Source organism: Cephaloticoccus capnophilus (genome assembly GCF_001580045.1).
GTDB classification, from domain to species: Bacteria; Verrucomicrobiota; Verrucomicrobiia; order Opitutales; family Opitutaceae; genus Cephaloticoccus; species Cephaloticoccus capnophilus.
The window spans coordinates 1-25,735 of the sequence record NZ_LSZP01000036.1; the positions used below are offsets into that span (position 1 = coordinate 1).

Consider the following 25,735-nt stretch of genomic DNA (forward strand, 5'->3'; position numbering starts at 1 on the left):
TTCGATGAAAGAAATAAAAAATTTAAAATTGGGATTTCAGATCGTGTGTACGTAAGTTACTTATCATTACATGCGTCTGCAATGATAACTATGGATTGGCAGGCGACTGTATATATAGCCGATTTGGATTTTAAACCGGGAGCGACTTTATCATTTAGTGGTGAATATATCGTTCCAGGTAGTGTTATGTTGAGTAAACGTTTTGCGGAGGATGACTCTATTTTAGAGAGATTTAGATTCTTATCTAATGGGGAATACTATATATTTGAGCGTGCATACCAAGGCGATGGGTACTGGGGGCTTAAACCTAACCTTGCCGTGAATTGGACTCCCGAGCCTTCGACTTACGGGGCGATTGTTTCAGCCTGTGTGTTGGGGGTGGGGTTTTGGCGTCGGCGCAAGAGTCGTTTGAAGCCAGCCTAAAAAAGCCGCTCCATTAGCGGAGCGGCCAATTCGAAGAGTGAGTTTATCGGCGCGCGGCTCGGTGGTCGCGCGCCGAATAAAGTTTTTTTGGTTTATACGTGTACGCCGGCGCGGGTCCACATGCCGCGCATGTCGACGACTTGGCCGGAGTCCATCGCTTGGTCGATGCCGAAGGCCGAGATGGCTGAGGTGTAGCCGTCGTCGATGCCGGCGAGCGGGGCTTTGCTTTCGAGCATCGTCGCGCGTAGGTGCGAGGCCATGAAGGCGTCGCCGCCTAGGTGCATGTCGCCCGCAGTGAGTGCGAAGGTTTCAGGCTCGGTTTTGTGGCCGTTTTTGCGGTGGGTGATTGTGTTGGTGATGGCGTTGAGCAGGAGCGTGCCTTCGGTGCCGACGAGATACATCCGGCGCTCGGGGAGAGCGCAGTTGCAATTGGTGTGGAAGGTGGCGCGTGCGCCGTTGGCGTATTCGAGGATGGCGACTTGGTTATCGACGATGGTCGCGCCCTCGGAGAAGGGGTCGATGCCTTCGGGGTCGGGCCAGCCGCGGTAGGCGGGGCGGCCGTTTTCGTCGGGGCCGATCGCCTCGGCGAGGTGGCGGTTTTTAGGGGCGAAGACGTCCTTCCCGCCGAAGCTGGCGGCGCGGACGGGCAGGCTGTCGATTAGCCAGTTAACGAGGTCGATGTCATGGCAGCATTTTTCTAAAAGGTGCGTCCCGGCTTGGTCGCGGTAACGGCGCCAGTTGCCGTGGATGTAGCCGCCGTGCGTGAAGGAGAGCGTTTCGTTAAATTCGAAGGAGATGAGCTTGCCGAGGATGCCGCTCGCGAGGAGTTCTTTGGCTTTTTGGTAGAGGGGCGTGTAGCGCAGGACTAGGCCAAAGAAGAAGTGGCGATCAGGGGCGGCGAGGCGGGCTTCGCGGAGTCGCAGGCAGTCCTCGAAGGTGGTGGCTAGCGGTTTTTCGCAGAAGACGTGTTTGCCCGCGCGGAGTGCGGCACTGGCTTGTTCGACATGGTGGCAGTTGGGCGAGGCGATGATTACCCAGTCTATGCCGCTGTCGGCGAGGAGGGCGTCGAGGCTGGGCTGGGCTACGGCGGCCGTGCCGAGTTTGGTGTTGAGCGCGGCGGTGGCTCCGGCGCGCGGGTCGTAGAGGGCGGCGAGCTCGATTTGATCGCTGCCTGCGCCTTCGAGGAGGTGCTTAACGACGGTGGTGCCGCGGTTTCCGCAGCCGATGAGGCCGACTTTTACCGATTTCTTTGCTTGGGACATTTCTATTTGGGGGGATGGGGTTTTGTTGTTCGGTCGAGGACCGTTTTTCGGGCACGGACTTTGACTCGGGCTCAAGGGGCGACAAGCATGGCGATTACTTATGGATAAGAAAATTGGTGTTATCGGGCTCGGGATTATTGGGCGGGTGTGGGCAGGGCACTACGCGGCGGCGGGTGTGCTGGGCGGGACCTGGAATCGCACGCCGAGGGCGGAGGCGCCGCTGCCGCTGGGCTCGCCTGAGGCGGTCGCGCGTGCGGTGGATGTGGTGCAGATCGTCGTGGCGGATCCGGCTGCGGTGGAGGCGGTGTTGGCGCGAGTCGTGCCGGAGCTGGGGCCGGGTAAGGTGCTGGTGCAGTCGAGCACGATCGACCCGCAGAGTAGCGAGCGGTTTCGCGCGCAAGTCGTGGCGACGGGCGCACGCTACTTGGAGGCTCCGTTTACGGGGAGCAAACCGGCCGCGGAGGCACGGCAGACGGTTTATTATCTGGGCGGGGAGGCGGGGCTCGTCGCAGAGCTCGATGCGCTGCTCGGCACTGTATCGAGTTTGCGCTTACACGTCGGCGACCATCAACAGGCTTGCGCGTTGAAACTGGCGATGAACCTCAATATCGCCGCGCAGATGCAGGCGCTTTGCGAGGCACTGACACTGGTGCGTCGAGCTGGCGTGGCGGACGAGGTTTTCTTTAACGCACTACGGCCCAATGTCGCCTACTCGGGCGTCACCAAGCTTAAGGAGCCGAAGCTGAGGGCCGAGGATTACGCGCCGCAGTTTTCGGTGAAGCACATGCTCAAGGACATCCGGCTAAGCGGACTGACCGCGAGTGAGGGCTCGAGCGATCCCTTCGCGGTTCGCGCCGCCGTGCTGGGTCGGCTGGCGGCCGCCGACGCGCAGGGTTACGGAGAGGAAGACATCTGCGCGTTGCTAAAGCTACTCGCGTGAGCCTACGCTTTTTTCCACTGCGCGTGAGTCACTTTCCCACTACGCGTGGGGCGGCAGCGTGTCGCTGCACCCATTTACCGAAGGCTTGGTTGCCGTGCATACGCACGGCAACCAAGCCTTCGGTAGAAAGGGACCCAAACTTGGAGGCGGGAGTTTACTGGTGATTTTTCCCACCTCGTCCAAACGGGTTATCACTCTACTTCCCCCTCCCTGTCGCAACGCGACAGGGGAGAGTGCTTTCAAATTTGAGATTTCGCTTTCGCGCGATAGCGCGATGAGAAATCCCAAATTAAATGGAAGCGGTCACTGACCGCCGCCCCACGCGCAGTGGATGCTCAGAGGAGGCAGCCTCAATTCACGCGGCACCACTCGATTGGCTGGCCGTTGGGGAGTGTGAGCGGCACGGCGGCGTGTGCGGGCTCGGCGTGCGCGTGGTCGTGGTCTTGTGGGTGGTCGTGTGTGTGGGTGTGTGCGACGAGCTCGGTGTCGGCGGGGGCGTTGAGTTCGATTTGGTCGGAGCCGGGGGGCGGCGGGTTTTTCCTAAAATATTCTTGGAGGATGCGGCTGGCGACGGGCGCGGCGTAGCGGCCTCCGCCAAACTCTTCGCCTGCGGTGTCGCCCTCGATGGCGACGGCGATTGCGATGGTGGGGTTTTGTGCGGGGGCGAAGCAGATGAACCAAGCGACGTTTTTGCGGCCGGGGATTTGGGCAGTGCCGGTTTTTCCTGCGATGGCGACGTCGGGCACGCGTAGTGCGGGCAGGGTGGTGAGGACTTTGGCGGTGCCGGTGGTGGTGCAGCCGACCATGCCCTCGATGAGGGCGCGCCGCTGCGCGGGGGTGAGGCCGATCGGCTCGTGGCGTTGACGGGGGGCATTCTCGCGGTGAACGAGAGTCGGCTGGGTAAAGACTTCATCGCGGGCGATGGAGGCGGTGAAGGCGGCCATCGAGAGCGGGGTGGAGAGGACGTAGCCTTGGCCGATAGCCATATTGGCAGTGTCGCCGGGGAACCAGCCTTGGCCGATGTGGGCGCGTTTCCAGGCGTCGTCAGGGATGAGCATGCGGCGGGTTTCGTTGGGCAGCTCGATGCCGGTGGGGCGGTCTAGGTGGAAGCGGCGGGCTTCGGCGGCGACGCGCTCGGCGGTGGTGCGCCAGCCGGCTTCGTAGAAGTAGATGTCGCAGCTTTTGGCGATCGCTTCGGGCATGAGGGCTTCGCCGTGACGGCCGCGTCCGTTGTAGCAGAGGAAGCGGCGACCGTGTTTGACGAGGACGCCTTGGCAATCGGCGATTACCTCGTCGTGGGCGACTGCACCGGAGCGCAGGGCGGCGATGCTGGTGAGGATTTTAAAGGTGGAGCCGGGCGGGTAGGCACTGGCGATGGCGTGGTTGGCCCAGGCTTTGCGCCGCTCGATGTCTTGACTGTCGGCGTAGGAGAGGCGCGGGGAGAAGAGGCTGGGGTCGTAGTCGGGGACGCTGGCGAGGACGAGGACTTCGCCGGTGGCGACATCGAGGGCGACTGCCGCGCCGGGGGTGTCGAAGGCGCGGAGCTGGTCTTCGGCGGCGCGCTGCAGATCCATGTCGAGCGAGGTGATGATGTTTTCCCCTTGGGAGGGCGGCTTGTTTTGCAGCGGCGGGTTGATGCGGTAGCCGCTGGGGTCGACGCGGAAGATGCTGCCGCCGGCTTCGCCTTGGAGGGCTTCGTCGAAGGTTTTTTCGAGGCCCTCGCGGCCGATGGTGCCCTTGAGCTTAAAGGTGCGCAGGTCGTCGCCGAGCCAGCCTTCGGCTTCGATGTCGGGATTCACGCCGACGTAGCCGAGCGTGTGCGCGGCGCTCTCGCCAAAGGGATAGTAGCGGGTGCTGGTGGTGTAGACTTGGAGGGGAGAGGAGACGGGGAGGCTCTCGAGGAGGCGGGCGTAGTCTTGCGGCGCGAGGTCGTCGAGGAGCGTGAAGGGGAGGAGGAGCTCGGCGCGGAAGTGACGGGCGAGCCGCTGGCTATCGACTTGCTCGGAGCGCCCGAGCAGCGAGTTGACGTGGTCGAGGTAGCGTTGGACGACGGAGACGCGGGCGATTTGCTCCAGCTGGGCGCGGGTAGGCAGATCGTGGTCGCCGGTTTCGCGGTAGTTTTTGCGAATGCGGATGTACTCGCGGCGAAACTCGGGGCGCAGCTCGTCGAGGTAGAGGACTACGGAGAAGCGGGCGCGGTTGCCGACGATGAGGCGGCCTTCGCGGTCGTAGAGGTTGCCGCGCGAGCCGGGCATGAGGATGCGGCGTTGGTTTTGGACGCGTTCGCGCTCGTGGTGTTCGTCGCCGCGCAAGAGTTGTTGGTAGGCGATGCCGCTGCCGAGGGTGAGCAGGAGCGCGGCGATGAAGAAGTAGAAGACGATGATGCGCGGGTCGTAGCCTTTTTGGGACTCGACGAGATGACCGGATTTTTGCGCGAGGTTGGCCATTGGGGGGACGGTGGTCGGGCGTGTGAGGAGTCGATGCGAAGTTAGGCGCAGATCAGCGGCGGTTGTGAAAGGTGTCGCTGGGCCTGGTGCTGCCTGTGGCGTGGCGGGCGATTAAGAGGAGCCGATTTTGTAGGGCGAAAAACCACGGGGCGATTAGGGCTATGAGGGCTTCCGACAATAGCAAATCGAGCAAGAGGCGCGGTGCGGAGCGGGCGATAATGGGGGCGCGAGTGATGAGGAAGCTCGTGAGCGCGATCCAGAGTGCGGCGTTGCTGAGGAGCGCGACGAGGACGAGCGAGGGCGTGTGGCGTGTGTCGAGGTGTGAGCGGCTTTTGCGAATGAGCGTATGCGCGAGGGCGAAGAGGACGAGGTGTGTGCCAAAGGGGATGGGGCTTGCCGCGTCGCACCAGAGTCCGGCGAGGCAGCTGAGGATGAGCCCGCTCGCCGAGGGTAGCCGTAGTGCGGCGAAGACGACATAGAGCCCGCCACCGAAGAGGTGAAGGTGCAGCGGCGAAAGGGCATGGTTGAGTTGCGCGAGCCCAGCCCAGAGCAGCACGAGTGAGGCGAAGAGGAAGAACGCGGCAGAGCGGAACATGAGGCACGAACGTGTTGCGCTACTGGTGTTGTGCGGTGGCTTCGGCGGTTTGTTCGCGCTCGCGGGTCGGCACGAGGATGGTGACTTCGCGCAACTCGCTTAGGCGCGAGTCGAGCGTGACTTCGCCGCTTTGGAAGAGCCCGTCGGCATTGGGGCGCAGCTGCGTGATTTGCCCAATCTGTAGTCCGGCGGGGAATACGCCGCCGAGGCCCGAGGTGAGGAGTCGGCGGGCGGGTGGGGCGCTGGGCGCGGCGCCGTTTCGATTTGGCGTGTTGGCCGTGGGCGAGTGCGTTTGCGCAATGTCGAGCGGCACGAACTCGATAACGCCGCGAGGCCGCGCGAGCGTGGGATTGAGCCCGCCTTGGTAGCTGATGGGGCGGGCATCGCCCTCGATGACGGCGGCGAGCCGGACGTTTGGGCTGCTGATGAGGTCGACGGTGGCGGTGTAGGCGTGGACTTCGCTGACGATGCCGACCACGCCGCCTGCGAAGACCACGGGGGCACCAGTCGGGATTCCGTAGTTACGGCCCTTGCGAATGATGAGCCGTTGCCACCACGCGGAGAAGTCGCGCCGGACGACGCGTGCGTGTTCGAGCCGGTGCTCAGGGGGCGGCGGGATTTGGAGGAGCGCGTGCTGGCGGTCGAGCTGGGCGCGGAGCGTGGCGTTTTCCTGCACGGCCAGCGCGTAGGACGCGTTGATGCGGGCAAGGTCGCGGCCCGCCTCGATGAGCTCGTGCTTCGAGTGCGCGCGCAGCGTCCAGTATTCTTGTAAATCGCGCACGTAGGAGGCGGTGGCGTCGATAGGGGCTTGGAATTCGAAGAACGAGGCGCGCCAAAACGATTTGAGGAAGACGGGCACGAGGAGCCAGACGAGCAGCAGGAGGGCGAGCGTCAGAAAGGGTCGGGCTTGGTCAAAACGGGGCGGCACAGCGAGAAGTCGCGCGGGACGCTAAGTGCCGCGCCTCCCAACGCCATAACAAAGGCGGCTTATGCGCTCTCATTTTGCGCGGCGGGTGCGCTCGCGTAGCGATTTGTCGCCATTTGGAGAAGGCGTCTTTGCTGAGTTCACCAGCGGCGAGGTCGGCCCCGAGCGTGGTGGCCGTGGCTTCTGCTTTGCTAGGCGCAAAGCGGCAGCCGTGGCGGTCACTGACCGCCGCCTCACATGTGCTCCATGAGCCAAGTGAGGTCGCCGAGGACGTCGCCGGTGCCATTTGCCACGGCGGAGAGCGGGTCTTCAGCGATTGTTACGGGCAGGCCGGTCTTGTCGCTGAGGAGCCGGTCGATGCCGCGAATGAGCGCGCCGCCGCCGGCCATGACGAAGCCGCGGTCAACCAGGTCGGCGGAGAGTTCGGGCGGGCAGCGCTCGAGGGTGATGCGCACGGCATCGACGATTGTCGCGATGGTGTCGCTTAAGGCTTCGCGGATTTCTTGAGAGGTGATGTTGATGGTCTTGGGCAGACCGGCGACGGAGTCGCGGCCTTTGACCTCCATCTTAAGCTCTTCGTCGAGCGGGTAGGCGGAGCCGATGCGCATCTTAATCTCTTCGGCAGTGCGTTCACCGATGAGCAGGTTATAGGCGCGCTTCATGTAGTTGATGATCGAGCTGTCGAGCTCGTCGCCTGCGACACGGACGGACTTGGAGAACACGACGCCGTTTAGCGAGATGATGGCGATCTCGGTGGTGCCGCCGCCAATATCGACAATCATGTTTGCCGCGGGCTCATCGATGGGCAGGCCCACGCCGATCGCGGCGGCCATGGGCTCGGGGATGGTGATGACTTTGCGCGCGCCGGCGTGGAGCGCGGAGTCTTTTACGGCACGTTTCTCGACTTCGGTGATGCCGGAGGGGATGGCGATAACGACGCAGGGCGGGGCGCGAAAGGCGGAGCCGGAGACTTTGCGGATGAAGTAGCGCAGCATCGCCTCGGTGACGTCGAAGTCGGCGATGACGCCGTCTTTCATCGGGCGGATGGCGGTGATGTTGCCCGGGGTGCGCCCGAGCATGCGCTTGGCCTCGTCACCCACGGCGCGGACTTTGCGCGTGGCCGTGTCGAGCGCGACGACGGAGGGCTCGCGCAGGACGACGCCTCGATCCTTTAGGTAGACGAGGGTGTTGGCAGTGCCCAAGTCGATGCCGATGTCGTTGGAAAAGTAGCCGAGGAGGTTAACTGCCATGAGAGTGTCGCGAGTGGAGGAGGAGCAGGCGGGGCGGGTGCGCGCGTCGCGGGCGAATGCGCGGGCGACGGAATCGGGGGCGCGTAGGAGTGTCAACGCGGTAAATGGTGCGTAGCACCTCGGCTGCGGCGGAAGTTACGAAAGGCGCGCCGGTCCTTTTTATTGGCGGTGGGATCGCGTGGCCCACGCGATCACCTGTTTGATTGGCGTGTGTTGAGTGGATGCTGGTTTCGGCTTGGCAAGTGAGGGGCTGCGCAAAGGCTGCGGCGGATGAACGAATCGGCTTATGCGTGCATCATGGCTGGGGGAAGTGGCGAGCGGTTTTGGCCGCTGAGTCGGCGGGCTCGGCCCAAGCACCTGCTCAAACTATTTTCGGAGCGTACGCTGATCGAGGAGGCGGTGCGGCGGCTGGAAGCTGTGGTGCCGCTCGCGCACATCTTTGTTTTGAGCAACGAGGCGCAACTGGAGGCGACGCGCGCGGCCCTCCCTTTCCTCGCGCCGGAGCAAATCATCGCCGAGCCCGCCAAGCGCGATACGGCGGCGGCGGCGGCGTTGGCGACTGCGCTTGTACGCAGCCGCGATCCTGAGGCGGTCATGGCACTGCTGCCTGCGGATTCGCTCATTAAAGATAGTGCGACTTATGCGCGGCAATTGAGCGGGGCACTCGCCCGCGCGGCGACGAGCGATGCGTTGCTGACTTTCGCGATTAAGCCGAGCTCTGCGGCGACGGGCTTTGGTTATTTGGAAATGGCGGAGGGCTTGGGCGGCGGCTTTCGGCGGGTGGCGCGTTTCGTGGAGAAGCCCGACGCGGCGACGGCGGCGCAGTATGTGGCGAGCGGTAACTATGCGTGGAATGCGGGGATGTTTATTTGGCGTGTGGGGGCGTTTCTCGCGGAGGCCGAGCGGCACACGCCCGCGCTCGCGACGTTTATTCGCGAGTTCCCGAACTGCGAATCGAGTGCGCTGAGCGAGGGGGCGAGCGTGGCACAAGCGGAGGCGCGCGCGGCGTTTCTTGCCGAGCGTTTCCCGACGCTGGAGCCCAGGGTTTCGGTGGACTACGCGATTATGGAAAAGGCGCGCGCGGTGGAGACACTCGTCGCGGAGTTCGACTGGGATGACGTGGGGAGCTGGACGGCTCTGCCTGCGCACTTGGGCGAAGATGAGGCGGGCAACTGCGTGAGCGGGGCGGGCGTCGCGCTGCACGGCGCGCGCGGTAATATCGTTTTCGGCAGCAGTGGGCGCACAGTCGCGCTCTGTGGCGTGCAAGACTTGGTGGTCGTCGAGACGGCGGACGCGATCCTCGTGGCGCATCGCGACTCTGTGCAGGAGATTAAACAGGTCTTGCCCAAGGTGCCGCCGGACTTGCTTTAGCGGGCTCGTATGCGAGTCCGTGCGAATTCCGCGTTGACGAGGCCGAGGCGCGGCCCTTTTGTCCGCGCTCCTTTGGTTACGGCAAGATAGCTCAGTTGGTAGAGCAGAGGACTGAAAATCCTTGTGTCCCCGGTTCGATTCCGGGTCTTGCCACCAGAGTCGCTGCCCCATCTCGGGGCTTTTTTTGTGTTCGCTTTGCGGGCTGGACGCGATGCGACGGGGCGCTCCATCTTCGGCGCTTTCTCTCGTGACGACCTTTCCTTCGCTTCCTTCTTCTGTCCTCGTTGTCGGCTCTGGTGGCCGTGAGCATGCGCTGGTGCGCGGGCTGCGCGCCTCGGCGTCTGCGCCGCGCGTCATTTGCGCGCCGGGTAATGCGGGGATCGCTGCGGATGGAGTGGAGTGTTTTCCGGTCGCGGCGGACGATGTCGCCGGGCTCGTGGCGCTCGCACAGCGCGAGCGGGCTGAGTTTGTCGTAGTGGGGCCTGAGGTGCCGCTGGCGCTCGGGCTGGCGGACGAACTGCGCGCGTGCGGCATTCCGACTTACGGACCGGGCAAGAGCGGCGCGCGTCTCGAGGCCTCGAAGATTTTTACCAAGGAGCTTTTGTTTAAGTACAAAATCCCGACCGCCGCGGCGGGTATTTTTGATGAGGAGGCCGCCGCGTTGGAGTACCTAGAGAGTCATGCGGCTCCGATTGTGATCAAGGCCGATGGGCTCGCCGCCGGGAAGGGCGTGACTGTCGCGCAAACCGACGCGGAAGCGGCAACTGCGGTGTCCGAGATGTTTGCGGGCAAGTTTGGCGCGAGCAGCAGTAAGATTTTAATCGAGGACTGCCTAGAGGGCGAGGAGACCTCGATCCTCGTGGTCGTGTCGGGCCGCGACTATGTGATTTTGCCGACCTCGCAGGATCATAAGCGTATCGGTGAGGGCGATACAGGGCCCAACACCGGCGGCATGGGGACGTACTCGCCCGCCGAGGTGGTGACGCCCGAGGTTTTTGCGCGAATCGAGCGCGAGATTGTGCGCCCGTCGGTCGATGCGATTGCGGATGAAGGCATTGAGTTTCGCGGCACGCTTTTTATCGGGCTGATGCTTACGGTGGATGGGCCGAGCGTCATCGAGTACAACGCCCGCTTTGGCGACCCAGAGACGCAAGTCGTGCTGCCGCGAATCGAGAGCGATTTGTGCGAGCTGCTCTGGCGTGCGGCGTGCGGCGAGGGCGCGCTCGCGGGCTACGCGTTGCGTGTGAAACCTGACTACGCGATTTGCGTTGTCATGGCGGCGGCAGGTTATCCGGACACGCCGCGAAAGGGCGACGCGATTAGTTTCCCGGCGGCGGCGGCCCTTGCCGAGAGTGTTTCGATTTTCCATGCGGGCACGGCGCACGATGCCGCGGGCCGAGTCGTTACGGCGGGTGGGCGCGTGCTCGGCGTGACGGCGACAGCAGCCACTCTTGCGGATGCGGCGCGGGCAGCCTATGGGGCCTGCGAGCAAATCGATTTTTCGGGTAAGTACTACCGGCGCGATATCGGGGCCCGGCAACTCGCACGGGAGAACGCCCAGAAATGAAGCGAGTCTATGGCGTAGTTTTTTTACTCGCAGCAGCGTTCGTGCTGCCGTCTCCCAGCACTGGGACTGCGCTGCGAGATTTGGGCGAGGGGCTTGGTTATATCCGGGTGCTGGGGGAGCCGGAGCGCTTCGCGTTGCCTTCTGCGCTGTCTAGCGAGGATCAAGTTCAGCCGGCCCTTGTCCTTGATTTGCGTTATGTGGGCGGGGGCGCAGCAGAAGCTCAGCAGCTTAGCGAGTGGTTGAGCGAGCGTGCCGAGACATCGTCCGTAGCGCCTCCGATTTTCTTTCTCGTTAATGGGGAGACCGCGCTGGCACTGGGCGAGGCAGCGGCGCAGTTTGCCCAAAATTACCCCGCGCTCCTCATTGGCGCAGCCTTGGCGGATGGCGGCGACTTTGTGCCCGACATCGTGCTCGAGATTGACGCGGAGGAAGAGCGTGCCGCCTATGCGCTGCTCGCGAGTAGCGATCCGGATATTGGAGGGCTTATTGGTGAAGCTGCGGCAGCCGCACGTAAGCGGCGTTATGACGAAGCGGCGGTGATCGCTGCGCATGCCGCGCCGGAGTCAGCGCATCGCCCCAGTAGAGCGGCAAGTACGGAGCCTCCCCCCGAAGCCACTGTGGCGAGACCGGTTGACTTGGCCCTCCAGCGCGCGATTCATCTGCACCGCGCGTGGCGCGCTTTGAGCAGCACCCGTAAGCTTCCGTAACTTCCTAGCCTTTTCCCTGTATGTCTTCGTCCACACCCGGCCCGATCGTTGTCGTCTGCACCGCCAATATTTGTCGTAGCCCGATGGGCGAGGGGCTGCTGCGTCACGCGCTCGCTGCGGAGACTGAGCCGCTGTGCTCGATTCCGATTATTTCGTCGGGAGTTTCGGCGCGATCGGGTGATGTGGTTTCGGAAAACTCAGTCTTCGCGCTGAGGAAAGTGGGCATCGATATTGCCGCGCACAAGAGTCAGCCGCTTACCCAAGCGATGCTCGATTCCGCGTTGCTCATCCTATGCATGACCGAGGCACACCGTGCGATGATTCGGCTGCAAGCGAGCCCTGTGCCGCGCGAGCTGCGGCTGTTTCGCGAGTTTATGCCGGTGGGTAATCGCCGAGAAATCGCCGATCCCTACGGCGGCCCGAGCGCGCTTTATGAGGCGTGCCGCGACGAGTTGGTAGAGGCGATTCCCTCAGTGATCGCCCACATTAAGGGGCTGTTGGCAGGCTAAGTGGGAGTGAGCTCGGCCGGAGCACTTTCCCACTGCGCGTGGGGCGGCGGTCAGTGACCGCTTCCATTTAATTTGGGAATTGGCCCCGTCGCTTCGCGACGAAACCAATTCCCAAATTTGAAAGGATTCCCCCTGTCGCGTTGCGACAGGGAGAGGAATAAAAGGGAAAGTAGAGTGATAGCCCGTTTGGGCGAGGAGGGGAAAATCACGGATAAATCCACGTCCCAAAGTTTGGGTTCCTTTTCACAGAGCCGCTTGGCTGCTGTGCGAATGCACGGCAACCAAGCGGCTCTGTGAATGGACGGCGGGCCAACGAGCCCGCCGCCAAATAAAACAGCCTGCGGCTGCGCACCACGCGGAGTGGAAAATCTGCCTCCGTCGCGGCTCGCGTTTGAAACGGGAACAGGACCCTAGTTCCCCAACACCCAGTTAAAGATCAGCGGGGCGACGATAGTGGCGTCGCTTTCGATGATGTATTTGGGGGTTGAGGCCGCGAGTTTGCCCCAAGTGATTTTCTCGTTGGGCACGGCTCCCGAGTAGCTGCCGTAGCTCGTCGTCGAGTCGCTGATTTGGCAGAAGTAGCCCCAGAGCGGCACGCCCGTGCGTCCCAAGTCCTGATGGAGCATGGGGACGACGCAGATGGGGAAGTCGCCTGCGATGCCGCCCGCGATTTGGAAAAACCCGATCGAGCCCTCTCCGTTTTTGAGCGGTTTGGCGGTTTTCGTATACCACTGCGCGAGCCAGGTCATGTACTCGATGCCGGTGCGCACGGTGTGCACGTTTTTCACTTCGCCGGTGATGACGTGGCTCGCATACATGTTACCGAGCGTAGAGTCCTCCCAGCCGGGGACGATGATGGGCAGGTCGGCTTCGCAGGCGGCGAGCATCCAAGAGTGCTTCGGGTCGATTTGGTAAGCCTTCTTCAACTTTCCCGAGCGGAGGATTTTGTAGAGAAACTCGTGCGGGAAGAAGCGTTCTCCGGCGCGGTCGGCGGCCATCCACTCGGCGAGGATGAGCTTTTCGATCCGGCGCATGGCCTCCATTTCTGGAATGCAGGTGTCGGTCACGCGGTTCATGTGCCGCGCGAGGAGGGCTTCTTCTTCGGCTGCGCTGAGGTCGCGGTAGCCGGGGACGCGTTCGTAGTAATCGTGCGCGACGAGGTTAAAGATATCTTCTTCGAGATTCGCGCCGGTGCAGACGATGGCGTGGACTTTGCCCGCACGAATCATCTCGGCGAGCGATATGCCGAGTTCGGCGGTGGACATGGCACCGGCGACCGTGACGAGCATTTTACCGCCGGCCTTGAGGTGCGCTTCGTAGCCCTTGGCGGCGTCAACAAGTGAGGCCGCGTTAAAGTGCCGGTAGTGGTGCGCGATAAATTGGGAAATCGGGCCTTTGCGCGCGGCGAGTTTAGCGTTCTCGGCCTCGGGGCTGAGTCGGGGTTTCTTCGATGGCTTGGTCATAACGGCGCGCACCTTGAGAGAGGGCGGCGAGTGCGTCTAGCGGCAAAGCGGTAAAACAACAATGTGCGCCCCGCGCTCGCGGGGCGGTTGACGCGTGAAGCTGTGCCGCATGGAGTCGCCCCCTTTTTATGCTCACGCTGGCCGATGTTTCCAAATCCTATGGCACTCGCGAACTGTTCGCGCAGGTGTCGCTCTTTGTCGCGCGCAGCGACCGTTACGGTTTGGTCGGGGCCAATGGGGCGGGCAAGACCACGCTCTTTAACCTCATCCTCGGCGAGGAGCAGCCGGATACCGGCGTGATCGAGTGGGAGCGCGGCGCGGACTTTGGCTTCCTGCCGCAAGAGAGTGCACCGGTCGGCGAGGAGACGATCCTCTCAATCGCGACCGGCGGCGCGAAGCTCGACCTCACGGGCGAGGACGACGAGGACTACGACATCGATTGGACGCTGGAGCCGCGCGCCCGAAAAATCCTCGCCGGGCTCGGCTTTAAGGACGCGGATATGGAGCTGCCCGCGAACAGCTTTTCCGGTGGCTGGATTATGCGTGCGCACATGGCGCGATTACTCGTCGCCGAGCCTGCACTTTTGCTCCTCGACGAGCCGACTAACCACCTCGACCTAGAGGCGCTGCTGTGGTTTCAGGACTACCTCACGCGTTACCCGGGCGGCCTGCTCATCATCTCTCACGACCGCGCCTTCCTCAACGCGCTGTGCACCGGCATCCTCGAACTTCGCGGGCAGACGCTGCACCGCTACCACGGCAACTACGACGACTTCTTAATCGAGCGCGACGCGCGTAAGGAGCAGCAGACTGCGCTCTTCAAAAACCAGCAGCGCGAAATCGCTCACCTGCAAAAATTCGTCGACCGATTCGGCGCAAAGGCGAGCCTCGCCAGCCGGGCAAAGTCCCGCGAAAAGCAAATCGCACGGCTAAAGGAAGTCGCCATTGAGGAGCCGGATGACGAGTTGCGGCGGATTAATTTTCGTTTTCCGCAGCCGCCGCGCTCGGGCCTAAAGGTGATCGAGCTGGCGGGCGTCGAGCAGGCCTATGGCGAACACGTCGTGTATCGAGATCTCAACTTCAAGGCCGAGCGCGGACAAAAGCTCGTCCTTGTGGGGCCAAACGGCGCGGGCAAATCGACGCTCCTCAAAATCCTTGGCGGGGTGCTTCCGATTCGCGGCGGCGTGCGTGAGCTCGGCTCCAATGTGACGGCGGGCTATTTCGCACAAAATCGCGGTGAAAACCTAAACCTCGGTGCGACTGTGTTGGAAAATATGCTCGAGCTGCGCACCGCGCAAAACGGCCTCACCGAGCAACAATCGCGTGCGCTGCTCGGAGCCTTTCTCTTCCGCAAAGACGATGTGTTTAAAAAGGCCTCCGTGCTCTCCGGCGGCGAAAAGTCGCGGCTCGCGCTCGCGCGGCTCCTCGTCGACCCGCCGAACCTGCTCTTGATGGACGAGCCGACGACTCACCTCGATATCGCCTCCATCGACGCGCTGATCCGCGCGCTGCGCGATTTTACCGGCACCTTTATTTTCATCAGCCACGACGTGCACTTCATCCGCGAGCTCGATGCACATGTGCTTCACGTCCACAGCGGGCGACTCACGTCCTACGCGGGCAACTACGATTACTATTTAGAAAAATCGCGTGCGACCAATGCCCGCGCCGCGTTGACGGCCGGCTTCACGGATGGACGGCCTGCACAAGCCGCCGCGCCGGCGAGCGGCCAACAAGCAGCCGCGCACCTCGCACCCGCCCGCCAAAAAAATGGGTCTGCGACGCCTAACGAACTGCGGAAAAGGCGCGCTGCCTTGGGCGAGTTGGAAAAACGCGTGAGCGAGCTCGAGACCGCGCAAGCGGAACTCACCGCTGCGCTCGAAGCCCCCGAGACTTACCAACAACCCGGCAAGGCGCAGCACCTTAACCGCGAGCTCAGCGCAATCGTCGACCAAATCGCAGCGGCTACCGCCGAGTGGGAAAAGGCGGCCACCGCCCTCGCCGAACTGGAAGGGAACAGCCCCTAGCTCCCTTTTATTTGGCGGGGCACTCGTTGGTACCTCGCCCCTTATCGCTTATGATTTTCTTGGCGCGAAATCGCCGCCCCACTGATGCCGTTTCGCGATAGACAAGTCCACTGGAGCCTAGCCCACCGAGTCGGTACTGCGTTACTCGGCTTTGTTCTGTCTGCCTGCTTTGCTTCCGCCCAACTCGTTCCCCCGTTAACGGCGATTAAGTGGCTTGCGCAAGTTGATGGGGATTGGGGCACTGCGGGGAACTGGGCGCCTGCTTCAGTTCCTGACAGCGGAGCAGCTGTTTTGTTTGGCAACGTATCGGGTGGGCCGGCCGATCCCGATGAACCGCTCATCACCGTTACCAATAATGCCGACCGCGAGCTGGACTCGCTGTGGTTCGATAGTGCGGCGGGGATCTTTTATACGATTGGTGGCACTGGCACGCTTACGCTCGGTGCTGGGCTCGCAGATGGGGGGCGGCTCATCACTGTTATCTCTAACGGCGGCGCGCACTCTGAGACTAACATCAACAACGGCATCGTCCTCGATGACATGGTTTCCGGTCGTGCCCGCTGGATTGTTAACCACTCCCAAGCTGGGCTGCGTCTCTCCGAAACGGTCAATCTTGGCTCACAGCAGCTGCGGATTTCTGGAACCGGCGCGACCCATTTTAGCGGAAGCCTTTCCGGTACGGGTAAGGTGTCGAGCATCAGCGAGTCCCAATACGCCACACCTCATCTCATCCTGAATGCCAACAACTCGGGTTGGAGTGGGGGACTCAGTGTGGGCGTGCGCACATTGGTTTTCGTGAAAGCCGATAGGGCACTTGGCACGGGGGCGACCGTGGTCACCCAAGGCGGCACGCTCGGCTTTCGCTCTCATGGTGACGGCCCATCGCTCGACTACAGCAATCCCGCTGGGGCGCTTTCCGTCCGTGGTTTCGGTGCGGCTCGCCAAGTCGGCAAACTCGGTATCGGCGCGATTTACCATGACGGCGGCAACAACCTCTTCTCTGGCGATATTACACTGGCTGGCAGCACCTACTTTGGCGCGCGTGGCGATTCGGGCGGGCTCACCCTTTCGGGAGCCATTCTGGGATCGGGGTTTTTCTACAAAATCGGGTCGGGACTCATTACGCTCACCAACCCCAATAGCCCCGCCAGAACGATCTCCATTGACCAAGGTGTTTTGCGAATCACGGAGCAACAACACGTCGCCGGAGCAATCCGCTTCGCTGGAGCAAAACTCCTCTATCCCGACAGCAGTGGCATCCTTGAGCTAAGTGGTAACGTCAACAGCCTCACCCTCGAGATCGGCACAGGGGCAGGGCGTATCCAGTGGCGTGGTGCGGGCGGCTTCTCGGCGTTTGGGGGAGATCGCAGCGTCACGCTTAATGCACCGGGCGCGCTCGTGTATTGGGGGCGTCATGGCTTTGTCAGCCACGACCGCACGCTTTTCCTCAGCTCGCGCTACGCCGACTCAAAGATTACACTTAACAACTCAATCGAGCTGCTTGGGTACAACCCCATTTATGTCGCGCGGGGAGTCAGCTACGGCGCGCGGGCCGAGATCTCCGGTGCACTTACAGGAACCAATGGATGGTTTCACAAAGTCGGCCCCGGGCGGCTCGATATCATCGGCACCAATACCTACCGCATGCCAACAGACATCAGTGAGGGCGTGCTGGTGGGCCATATCCCCGACGCATCTAACCTCTACCTAGGCGGAGGCGTGTTGGGGCTCGAATCGGACTTTACTCGGGACATGGGCTCCGGAGCCAAGCAGATCCGATGGGAGGTCGGTCGCTCCGGCGGGTTTGCGGGCTATGGCGGCGATCATGCCGTGCGGCTAAATGGCACTACGGCGCAAATTGACTGGGAAACAAATCACTTCGTGAAAGCGGGGGACGAGCTCCGCTTTGGTCACTATACTGCCGATGGCACCGTGCTCTGGGACAAGCAGCTCGGCCTAGGCACTGATGGGCACCGCACAATTCGCGTCGAGCGCGGCCTCCCCGCCGCTGCGGCAAACCGCGCAGACGTTAGCTTTACCCAAGCCCTCTCCGGCACAGGCGGCTCGCTAACGCTCAAGGGCGATGGCCGCCTCGATCTCGCCGTTGATAACGCCGATCTGAAGCTTGACGAGATTCGGATTCATGGGGCCGAACTCCGACTCCAGCAAGCGGGCCGTATTACTGCCCCCGGGACCCACTTCATTCTCAAAAATGGTGGTGCCTTGGTCCTCGACAACCTCGGTACACACAACGCGACAACCGGAGGCAGCTACCAAGCCGACCGGCTCCACGACGACTCGGAAATCACACTCACCGCCAGTACGCTGCGCTATCAGGGCTCTGATGCCGCCCCTTCTGAAGAAAGGGTCGGTACCCTTATTTTAGAAGCCGGAGCCAGCGCCATCGACGTGCAAAGCTCGGGCAGCGCGACCGCTACACTAAACGCCTCCAGTCTCACGAAAAATCTCCTCGCCACCGCAAACCTCACTCTCGGCACACTGGCCGAGTTTGTCCTAAACTCATGGGCTGCTGATTACTCAATTAATGACGGCGGCGGCACCGCGATCGCTCCTTGGCTCACTGTGAACGGGAAAGACTGGGCCACGCCGATCCCTTCGGGCATGGCCACGACACTCTCCGCGCTCTCGACCTACGAAAGCGGTGATCAAGGCACTTGGGGCACTGCTCACAACATCGCACTGACCGCCGCTCAAACGCTGGGCGGAGCACGCGCCATCAACTCGCTCAAACTCGCCACGACTGGCGCACTCAATCTCGGCAACTTCACACTCACACTCAACTCGGGCGGGCTCCTCTCCATCGCTGGCGGCACCCTCTCCGGCACCGGTCGCGTAAACACTGCCGTTAGCCGCCCGCTTTACGTCCACGTTTACGGCGCAGACCTCACGCTTAGCGGCGGCATTCAGCTCGACGTGCCTCGGCTAGTTAAAACCGGTGGCGGCCGCCTCACCTTCAATACTAGCGCACTTCATAATCTGGGGCGGCTCCACCTCCACCAAGGCACGGTTGACCTCCAACAGGGCCGGATCAACGCGAGTCACATCGTCGTCGGCGACGGCGCAGGAAAAGACAGCCTGATCCTCCCTGCCAACACTTGGGAGCCTCTCGCTAACAAACCCGAAGTGACACTCCACGGCACGCCCTACGGGCCCGGCGCGGAATACGCGTCCTACAATCCCGATGAGGCCATCCTCCGACTAAGCGGCAACACCAAGCAGCACCTCACTAAGCTGACGATTACAGATCGCGGTACGATCGACTGGAGCGGCGGAGAAGTCGCCACGGCCAACTTCCTGTGGATAGACGAGCTGGAATTTAACAACGCGGATGCCCGCCTCTTCATGCGTAATTGGTATGAGTACGAAGACTACTTTCTCATAAGTAGAACGTGGCTTAATAGCCGCAACGAAGCGCAACGCGCCCAGCTCCTCTCCCAAATCATCTTCGACGGCTACCAAGACTTCCCTGTGCTGGCCGAAGGCTACGACGCAAACTACTTCATGATAACTCCCTTCAACGCCCCCGAGCCCGCCACCTACGGCGCGATTTTGGGTGCAGTCGGAATCGGCCTCGTCGCGTGGCGGAAACGGAGTCGGCAGCAAGCAAAAGAGCGCGAAGATGTTAAGCGTCCCCGCCGCCAAATAAAACCGCCTCCGGCTGCGCCCCACGCGCAGTGGTGAAAAAAATCCTAGCCCCATGCTTTCTGCCCTTTCCGAGCTCTCTGTCGCCTTCCCGTGGTTTGGGTGGGTGGCGATTTTCGTGTTTGGGGCCTGCGTGGGGAGTTTTCTGAACGTGGTCATTTTGCGAAACCCGCGTGGGCAATCGGTTCTGCGGCCCGGCTCGCGCTGCGACGGCTGCGCTGCGCCGATCCTCTGGCGGGATAAGCTGCCAATCCTCGCTTGGCTCTTTAGGCGCGGCCGGGCGCGCTGTTGCGACGCACGTTTCTCGTTTCGCTACTGTGCGGTCGAGCTACTGACTGCGCTGCTTTTTCTCGTTTGTTGGCTGAGCTTCCCACCGCTCAAGACACTGTGTGCGGTGGCGTTTTTGAGCCTGCTGATCGTCGCGAGTTTTATCGACCAGGACCATCGGATCATCCCCGATTGGCTGACGATTGGCGGCGCAGCGCTCGGACTCTTCCTCTCACTTTGCGTGCCCGAGCTTCACGGGTTTTTGAGTGAGCCGATGGGCAGTGAGTCGCCTGTCCCTCTCGCGCATTTTCGTGCGTTTGCGAGCAGTGCGGCAGGGCTGTTTATCGGCTCGGGGCTCTTGCTCTGGATCGCGCTCGTGGCGGAGGTTTTTATGAAGAAAGAGGCGATGGGCTTTGGCGACGTGAAGTTTGTCGGGATGATTGGGGCGTTCTGCGGCTGGCAAGGGGCGGTCTTCGCGATTTTTGGCGGTGCGATACTCGGCACCTTGTTCGTGGGGGCTTTGCGGCTGATTGGAAAGCGGGCCCCAAATGGACAAATCCCATTCGGCCCGATGCTCGCGGCCGCTGCCACGATTTACTTTTTCGGCGGGGGTACGCTTACTTCATTTTTAGGTAATTTCACCTGTCGCTAACCCAGTGCTAGGGCCTATGCTTGCGAGCATGTCCCTGATATCAATCAACCCCGCGACAGGGCAGCGCATCCATATTTACGGTTCGCACAGCTCGGTGCAGATAGAGGCCGCTCTCCGGCAATCGCGGGCGGCTTTTGGCGGGTGGCGTGAGACTGCGCCCGAGACTCGCAGTGCGGCGCTGCGCTCACTGGCCCACTGCCTGCATACGCAGGCGGACGACCTCGCTGCGCTGATTACTGCCGAGATGGGTAAGCCCATCACACAGGCGCGGGCCGAGGTCGAGAAGTGCGCGCGCGTCTGCGAATACTATGCGAAGTACGGTGCAGCCTATTTGGCGGAAGAGCACCCGCATGGCGCGCCGCGCCAAGCCCGTGTCGTTTACGAACCGCTCGGGCCCGTCCTCGCAATCATGCCGTGGAATTTTCCGCTTTGGCAGGTTTTCCGCGCTGCCGCACCGTGTATTATGGCGGGCAATACGGTGTTGCTCAAACACGCGCGCAATACCTCCGGCTGTGCACTGGCGATTGAGCAGATTTTTCACGATGCGGGGCTTCCACACGGGCTTTTGCAAACGCTGCTCGTGCCCACGCAATCGCTTGCCGCGCTCATCGCTGACTCGCGCGTCGCGGGGGTGACACTTACGGGGAGCACCGCGGCGGGGCGAGCGGTCGCCGCGCAGGCCGGGGCCGCGCTCAAGCCCTGCGTGTTGGAGCTTGGCGGCAGCGACCCCTATCTCGTGCTCGATGATGCCGACCTCGACCGGGCCGCTGAGATTGGCGCGCACGCACGGTTGATTAATTGTGGGCAAAGCTGCACCAGCGCGAAGCGCTTCATCGTTCATGCGAAGGTACGTGCCGCTTTTCAGCGAAAGCTTGTGAAGGCGATCAGCGCCTATCGGGTGGGAGACCCGCTCGACCCGAAAACGCAGGTCGGGCCGCTCGCCCGTCATGATTTGCGTGATACGCTTCACGCCCAAGTTACGCGTAGCGTGGCACTCGGCGCGAAGTGTTTGCTAGGCGCTGAGCCAATCCCTGGCCCCGGCTTTTTTTATGCGCCGAGTGTCTTGGCGGAGGTACGCAAAGGGATGCCCGCCTTCGACGAAGAGCTCTTCGGGCCGGTCGCCGTGGTGATCGAGGCGCAGAGTGACGAAGAGGCCGTCGCACTGGCCAACGATACTCCCTATGGGCTCGGGGCGGCGATTTTTACGCGCGACCGTGCACGGGCGCGTGAGCTCGTGCCAGTGCTGGATGCAGGGATGGTTTTCATTAACGAAGCCGTGCATTCGGATCCTACGCTGCCTTTTGGCGGAGTTAAGCAGAGCGGGTTTGGCCGCGAGCTTGGACCGCCGGGGATCCGCGCCTTCGTGAATACGAAGACGGTTTGGATTTCCAGTTAGGGCCTGCTCCCGCCTCAGACGTGAGGCATCTGGCTCGCGGCTCGCCACTCACGTGTGCTGCGCACGCTCGCCGCTCTGCGCAGTTGCCTTGGGGCGGGTGAGCCCCTGCACTGCGCGGCTTATGTTATTTTCTTCGAGCAAACGGATTCGCTGCGGGGTGGCTGGAGTCGGCTCCCTCGGCCAACACCACGCGCGGGTTTACGCCGAGTTGCCGGATGCCGATCTCGTGGGCGTTTATGAGACGAGCGATGCGCGGGCCGCTGAGATTTGTCTAAAATATGGCTGCCGCCGGTTTGCGACGCTTGAGGAGTTGGGCTCGGCGTGCGATGCGGTCTCCGTCGTCGTTCCGACCGACCGGCATGCCGAGGTGGCACTCCCGCTTTTGGCACAGGGGACGCACTTGCTGATTGAGAAGCCGCTCTGCGCAAGCCTCGACGAGGCGCAGCGCGTGCTTGCTGCCGCACAAGCTCACGGCTGCGTGGTGCAGGTCGGGCACATTGAGCACTTCAACCCGGTGATGGCATTTTTGGAAAAGCAGGTGCGCGCCCCGCAGTACATCACCGCTGAGCGACTCGCGCCGTATCAGCCGCGCGGCACCGAGGTCGGCGTTGTCCTGGACTTGATGATACACGATATCGGGATCGTGCTCGCGCTCGTGAAGTCGCCTGTGCGGCGGATCGATAGCGTGGGCGTGACCGTGCTCTCGAAAAAAGAGGACATCGCGAATGCGCGCATCGAGTTCGAGAGCGGTTGCGTTGCGAATTTGAGCGCGAGTCGGCTTAGCACAAAGCGGCAGCGCGAGATTCGGCTCTTCCAGCCCGACGCGTATCTCTCGCTAGACTTCATGAACCAAGAGGGGCATTTGCTCAAAAAGAGCGACCTGCTCGCCTACGGTGCAAAGATGAAGCTGGGGCTGGTGAAAACGGGCGACCTCAGCGCGATCCCGGTGAAGTCGATCCCGATAGAGAAGGGCGAACCGCTCGCGCTGGAGCTTGCGCACTTTGTCAAAAGTGTGCGTCTCGCCCAAGAGCCGAAGGTCGGCGCGGCACTCGGTACCCGTGCGCTCGAAGTCGCGATTACGATTACCGAGCAAATCCAAAACGCGCGGAGCGCGGCGTAATCCCGTGAGCGTATCCGAAAAACAGGGACTGCCGTTTCGCTTAGCTGCGCCGAGCTGCGGTGAGGCGCGGCCCGACCTGCTCGTCATTGCGGGCGAGCACTCGGGTGACGAGCACGCCGCACGCGCGGTCGCTGCGTTGCGTGCCCGGCAGTCCGAGCTGCACATTTGCGCACTGGGTGGGCCTCGTTTGGCCGAGGCAGGGGCACAGCTTTTGCACGATCTGACAGCGAGCTCTGTAGTGGGCTTTGTCGAAGTGCTGCGCAGCTACTCGTTCTTCAAACTGCTCTTTGAGGAGATTTTGCGTTGGGTCGTCGAGTACCGCCCGCGCGCGATCTGCTTTGTGGACTACCCGGGGCTGAACTTGCGCTTGGCCGCTGCGCTGCGCGAGCGCGGGCTTTCGTGCAAAGCAGGCGGCGACGTGCGCTTGCTCTACTACATCTCGCCGCAAATTTGGGCGTGGAAAGCGAAGCGGCGTTTCGCGATGGCGCGCGACCTCGATTCTCTGGCCGTTATCTTTCCCTTCGAGGTCGAGAGTTACGCCGATACGGAGCTGCCGGTTGAGTTCGTCGGGCATCCGTTTTTGGCGGCAGACTATGAGTCACCGGTCGCGTATGATCCCGAGGCGCCGATTTTGCTGCTGCCGGGGAGTCGGCGGCAGGCGGTTGGGCGGATTTTACCGGTACTGCTGCGCGGACTGGCGGCTTACGAAGCGGAGCTCGGCGCGAAAACAGAGGCCACAATCTTGTATCCGAGTGAGGCCGTACTTGAGGAGATTTGCGCGGTCGGGCTACCCGAGCATGTGCGCTGCGTCCCGAGGGGCAGCGCGGCGATTCGTGCGAGTGCCGTTTTGACCAGCTCGGGCACGATGTCGCTGCATTGCGCCTTGGCGGGAATCCCCGGGGCGATCGCGTATCGCACTAATCCGCTGACTTATCTGTTGGCGCGTTGGTGGGTGCGGCTCGACTACATCGGTATCGCAAACCTGCTTTTAAAAGAGCCGATGTACCCCGAGTACATCCAAGCTGCGGCAAAACCGGAGGCACTGGCTGCCGAGCTACGCGCCTGCCGAAGCGATCCAGCGCGCCGCGAAAGCACTGCCGCTCAAGCCGCCCAGCTCCGCGCATTGCTCAATCGACCCGCGAACGGAACCGTGGCCGACTGGCTTAGGCGTGGCTTGCGGTAAATCGCCCCTAGCGAAGCCGCAAGCGATCCCCCTACGCGGCGCCTTTGGAGACGACGAAAGCGGCGCGGACGTCTACGGCAGTTTGGCCTTCCTCGACGACGCGGGCGTGGAGCTTGAGCTTCGCCTTTCCATAGCGGGTGAGCGCGTCCTTAAATTCGTTGATGGCTGCTTGGGCGGGGCGTTCGCAAATTGCGCGTAGGTCGCCCAGCACGGGGCGGCGATAGGCGGCCCGGCTCTCTTTTACGACGATGCGCCACTCGGCGGTGTTTTTGCCCTTCATCAGCTCCCAGACGACTCCATAACCGGCGAGCGTGGCTAGCGAGACGAGGCTGCCACCAAAGGCGGTGCCGAGTGAGTTTACGTTTTGCTCCTTGGGGGCCTTGAGGACGAGCGCGCGGTCATCGCTGACTTCCACGCCTACGCCCATCATCTTCGCGAGCGGAATCATCTCGTGGAGAAAGAGCTGAAAGGCGGGGACTTTGAGCGACTTCATGGCGGGTAGGGAAACGGAGCTGAGTGCCGAGCTTGGGGAACTTTGCCCGCCCGTCAACGGGGTCTTCGGCCCTTTTATTTGGCGCAGCGTCGCACGCCGCTGCGTCCGTCCGCGATTGGTTGCGATGAAAACACTCGAAGTAGGTCGGCCGGGGCCTTTGATCGCTGGCTTATGACTTTATATGAATCACGGGTGGCGGTCGCTCCGGAGGCGGTTGAGGGCATTGACGAGGCAATCCAAGAGGCAGGGCTGCTGGGCTGGAACTTGGTCGGAGATGTGATCGAGCGCACTGCGGCGCTTGTCGGGCTTTTCCCGAGCGAGCAGGAGGGGCAGGCGGCTTGGGCGGAGTTGGTCGCCGCGTGTCCATCACTCGCCGGAGCGCAGCCGCAGTTGCGTAAAATCGCCGAGGAGGAGTGGCGCGAGGGCTATCGTGCACACTTCAAGGCGTGGCAATTTGGCCGTCTGCACTGGGTGCCGGTGTGGCATAAGCCGCAGGCTTCGGCATCTGGCGCGGGCGCGTTGGCCGGCGTCGAGGCGCAGCGCAGCGCGGATGATCACACAGGGTTTATCGCGCCCGATGGGCACGAGGTCTTGTGGCTCGACCCGGGACTCGCCTTTGGGACGGGGAACCACGAGACGACTCGGCTGTGCGTGGAGAGGGCCGTCGCGTTTTCAGAGGGGCGCATAGACCTCGCGGCGACGCGAGTCATCGATGCGGGGTGCGGCTCGGGGATTTTGGCCCTCTCGGCGGCGAAGCTGGGCTTCGGCTCGGTCGTCGGTTTCGACAACGACCCCGAGGCGGTGCGAGTGAGCGAGGAAAACGCCGCGCTCAATGCGCTTACGGGCGCGGTCACTTTCTACGAGGGCGACCTCGTTTCAGGGCTTGCAGGCCGACAAGCAGAACTGGTGTTGGCGAATATCCTCGCGCCCGTGCTGATCGAGTTTGCGGCAAATCTTGTGGCCGCAGTCGCCCCGGGTGGAACGCTCGTTTTGAGCGGGATACTGGCGAGCGAGGGCGAACAGGTGCGGACCGCCTTTGCCCGCGCTGCGGCGGATTGGCATTTCGAAGAAAGTCGCGTCTTGGGCGAGTGGTGCGACGTGGTCTGCGTGCGGCCTCTCTAAGCTTCCACTGCGCGTGGGGCGGCAGCGTGTCGCTGCACCCGTTCAATTTGGGATTTCGCATCGCGCTATCGCGCGAAAGCGAAATCCCAAATTTGAAAGCACTCCTCCCTGTCGCAACGCGACAGGGAGGGGAAAGTAGAGTGATAACCCGTTTGGGCGAGGTGGGGGAAATCACCAGTAAACTCCCGCCTCCAAGTTTGGGTTCCTTTTCACAGAGCTGCTTGGCTGCTGTGCGAATGCACGGCAGCCAAGCAGCTCTGTAAATGGACGGCGGGCCGCCAACACTTGACGACGGCTCGGCGACTAAAGTCGTCCTGTGCACGCCGTCAGGCCCGCCGCCAAATAAAACAGCC

At 62.3% G+C, this 25,735-nt stretch carries 20 protein-coding genes and 1 tRNA gene; 14 read left to right on the forward strand and 7 right to left on the reverse strand.

Features of this window, described 5'->3' with window-relative positions; genetic code table 11:
- Positions 1-423, forward strand: a 423-nt coding sequence (locus AXK12_RS08510; protein ID WP_197456990.1) for a PEP-CTERM sorting domain-containing protein, incomplete at its 5' end; no start/stop codon positions are given.
- A 92-nt stretch (positions 424-515) separates the two neighbouring features.
- On the opposite strand, the gene AXK12_RS04295 is transcribed toward AXK12_RS08510, so the two are convergent.
- Complete coding sequence (locus AXK12_RS04295) at positions 516-1,685, reverse strand: Gfo/Idh/MocA family protein (protein WP_068711810.1); 1,170 nt, start codon at positions 1,683-1,685, stop codon at positions 516-518.
- Between the two features lie 100 nt (positions 1,686-1,785).
- Between AXK12_RS04295 and AXK12_RS04300 the strand changes: the two genes are divergently transcribed.
- Positions 1,786-2,625, forward strand: a complete 840-nt coding sequence (locus tag AXK12_RS04300; protein ID WP_068711812.1) for an NAD(P)-dependent oxidoreductase — start codon at positions 1,786-1,788, stop codon at positions 2,623-2,625.
- Positions 2,626-2,975: 350 nt separating this feature from the next.
- Here the strand turns inward: AXK12_RS04300 and AXK12_RS04305 are convergent, their stop codons facing one another.
- The 4 genes from AXK12_RS04305 to AXK12_RS04320 form a co-directional block, all read right to left on the reverse strand.
- Positions 2,976-5,072, reverse strand: a complete 2,097-nt coding sequence (locus AXK12_RS04305; RefSeq protein ID WP_068711814.1) for a peptidoglycan D,D-transpeptidase FtsI family protein — start codon at positions 5,070-5,072, stop codon at positions 2,976-2,978.
- Positions 5,073-5,124: 52 nt separating this feature from the next.
- A complete protein-coding gene (gene mreD, locus AXK12_RS04310; RefSeq protein ID WP_068711816.1) occupies positions 5,125-5,667 on the reverse strand; it encodes a rod shape-determining protein MreD in 543 nt (180 codons plus the stop codon).
- A gap of 19 nt (positions 5,668-5,686) precedes the next feature.
- The gene (gene mreC / locus AXK12_RS04315) at positions 5,687-6,595 is read right to left on the reverse strand and encodes a rod shape-determining protein MreC (RefSeq protein ID WP_068711818.1); all 909 of its coding nucleotides are present in this window, start codon (positions 6,593-6,595) and stop codon (positions 5,687-5,689) included.
- 230 nt (positions 6,596-6,825) lie between these two features.
- Positions 6,826-7,842: a rod shape-determining protein gene (locus AXK12_RS04320; RefSeq protein WP_068711842.1), complete on the reverse strand. Its 1,017-nt coding sequence runs from the start codon at positions 7,840-7,842 to the stop codon at positions 6,826-6,828.
- A gap of 270 nt (positions 7,843-8,112) precedes the next feature.
- Between AXK12_RS04320 and AXK12_RS04325 the strand changes: the two genes are divergently transcribed.
- The 5 genes from AXK12_RS04325 to AXK12_RS04345 all read left to right on the forward strand — a co-directional run bounded on the left by AXK12_RS04325 (position 8,113) and on the right by AXK12_RS04345 (position 11,996).
- Positions 8,113-9,213, forward strand: coding sequence for a mannose-1-phosphate guanylyltransferase (locus tag AXK12_RS04325; RefSeq protein WP_068711820.1), 1,101 nt, complete (start codon positions 8,113-8,115; stop codon positions 9,211-9,213).
- 80 nt (positions 9,214-9,293) lie between these two features.
- Positions 9,294-9,369, forward strand: a tRNA-Phe gene (locus tag AXK12_RS04330).
- Positions 9,370-9,460: 91 nt separating this feature from the next.
- Positions 9,461-10,780 (forward strand): phosphoribosylamine--glycine ligase, encoded by a 1,320-nt coding sequence (gene purD, locus AXK12_RS04335; RefSeq protein ID WP_068711822.1) that lies wholly within the window; start codon positions 9,461-9,463, stop codon positions 10,778-10,780.
- A 41-nt stretch (positions 10,781-10,821) separates the two neighbouring features.
- Entirely contained in the window at positions 10,822-11,487 is a 666-nt protein-coding gene (locus tag AXK12_RS04340) for a S41 family peptidase (RefSeq protein WP_231863539.1), read from the forward strand.
- 20 nt (positions 11,488-11,507) lie between these two features.
- On the forward strand, positions 11,508-11,996 hold the full coding sequence (locus AXK12_RS04345) for an arsenate reductase/protein-tyrosine-phosphatase family protein (RefSeq protein ID WP_068711826.1): 489 nt from the start codon (positions 11,508-11,510) through the stop codon (positions 11,994-11,996).
- Positions 11,997-12,406: 410 nt separating this feature from the next.
- Here the strand turns inward: AXK12_RS04345 and AXK12_RS04350 are convergent, their stop codons facing one another.
- Positions 12,407-13,459, reverse strand: a complete 1,053-nt coding sequence (locus AXK12_RS04350) for a deoxyhypusine synthase family protein (RefSeq protein ID WP_082782646.1) — start codon at positions 13,457-13,459, stop codon at positions 12,407-12,409.
- A gap of 128 nt (positions 13,460-13,587) precedes the next feature.
- Between AXK12_RS04350 and AXK12_RS04355 the strand changes: the two genes are divergently transcribed.
- From AXK12_RS04355 to AXK12_RS04380, 6 genes are all read left to right on the forward strand, one after another.
- Complete coding sequence (locus tag AXK12_RS04355) at positions 13,588-15,486, forward strand: ABC-F family ATP-binding cassette domain-containing protein (RefSeq protein ID WP_068711828.1); 1,899 nt, start codon at positions 13,588-13,590, stop codon at positions 15,484-15,486.
- 291 nt (positions 15,487-15,777) lie between these two features.
- Positions 15,778-19,188, forward strand: coding sequence for an autotransporter outer membrane beta-barrel domain-containing protein (locus tag AXK12_RS04360; protein WP_068711830.1), 3,411 nt, complete (start codon positions 15,778-15,780; stop codon positions 19,186-19,188).
- 16 nt (positions 19,189-19,204) lie between these two features.
- Positions 19,205-20,068 (forward strand): prepilin peptidase, encoded by an 864-nt coding sequence (locus tag AXK12_RS04365; RefSeq protein WP_068711832.1) that lies wholly within the window; start codon positions 19,205-19,207, stop codon positions 20,066-20,068.
- 28 nt (positions 20,069-20,096) lie between these two features.
- On the forward strand, positions 20,097-21,464 hold the full coding sequence (locus AXK12_RS04370; protein WP_068711847.1) for an NAD-dependent succinate-semialdehyde dehydrogenase: 1,368 nt from the start codon (positions 20,097-20,099) through the stop codon (positions 21,462-21,464).
- A 121-nt stretch (positions 21,465-21,585) separates the two neighbouring features.
- Positions 21,586-22,584 carry a Gfo/Idh/MocA family protein gene (locus AXK12_RS04375; RefSeq protein ID WP_068711834.1) on the forward strand — a complete coding sequence of 333 codons (999 nt, stop codon included), beginning with the start codon at positions 21,586-21,588 and terminating at the stop codon, positions 22,582-22,584.
- Between the two features lie 4 nt (positions 22,585-22,588).
- Positions 22,589-23,767, forward strand: coding sequence for a lipid-A-disaccharide synthase (locus AXK12_RS04380; protein WP_068711836.1), 1,179 nt, complete (start codon positions 22,589-22,591; stop codon positions 23,765-23,767).
- 31 nt (positions 23,768-23,798) lie between these two features.
- Here the strand turns inward: AXK12_RS04380 and AXK12_RS04385 are convergent, their stop codons facing one another.
- The gene (locus AXK12_RS04385) at positions 23,799-24,260 is read right to left on the reverse strand and encodes a YiiD C-terminal domain-containing protein (protein WP_068711838.1); all 462 of its coding nucleotides are present in this window, start codon (positions 24,258-24,260) and stop codon (positions 23,799-23,801) included.
- A gap of 171 nt (positions 24,261-24,431) precedes the next feature.
- Here AXK12_RS04385 and AXK12_RS04390 point away from each other — a divergent pair, with 171 nt between their 5' ends.
- On the forward strand, positions 24,432-25,382 hold the full coding sequence (locus tag AXK12_RS04390) for a 50S ribosomal protein L11 methyltransferase (protein WP_068711840.1): 951 nt from the start codon (positions 24,432-24,434) through the stop codon (positions 25,380-25,382).
- Positions 25,383-25,735: the final 353 nt, after the last annotated feature.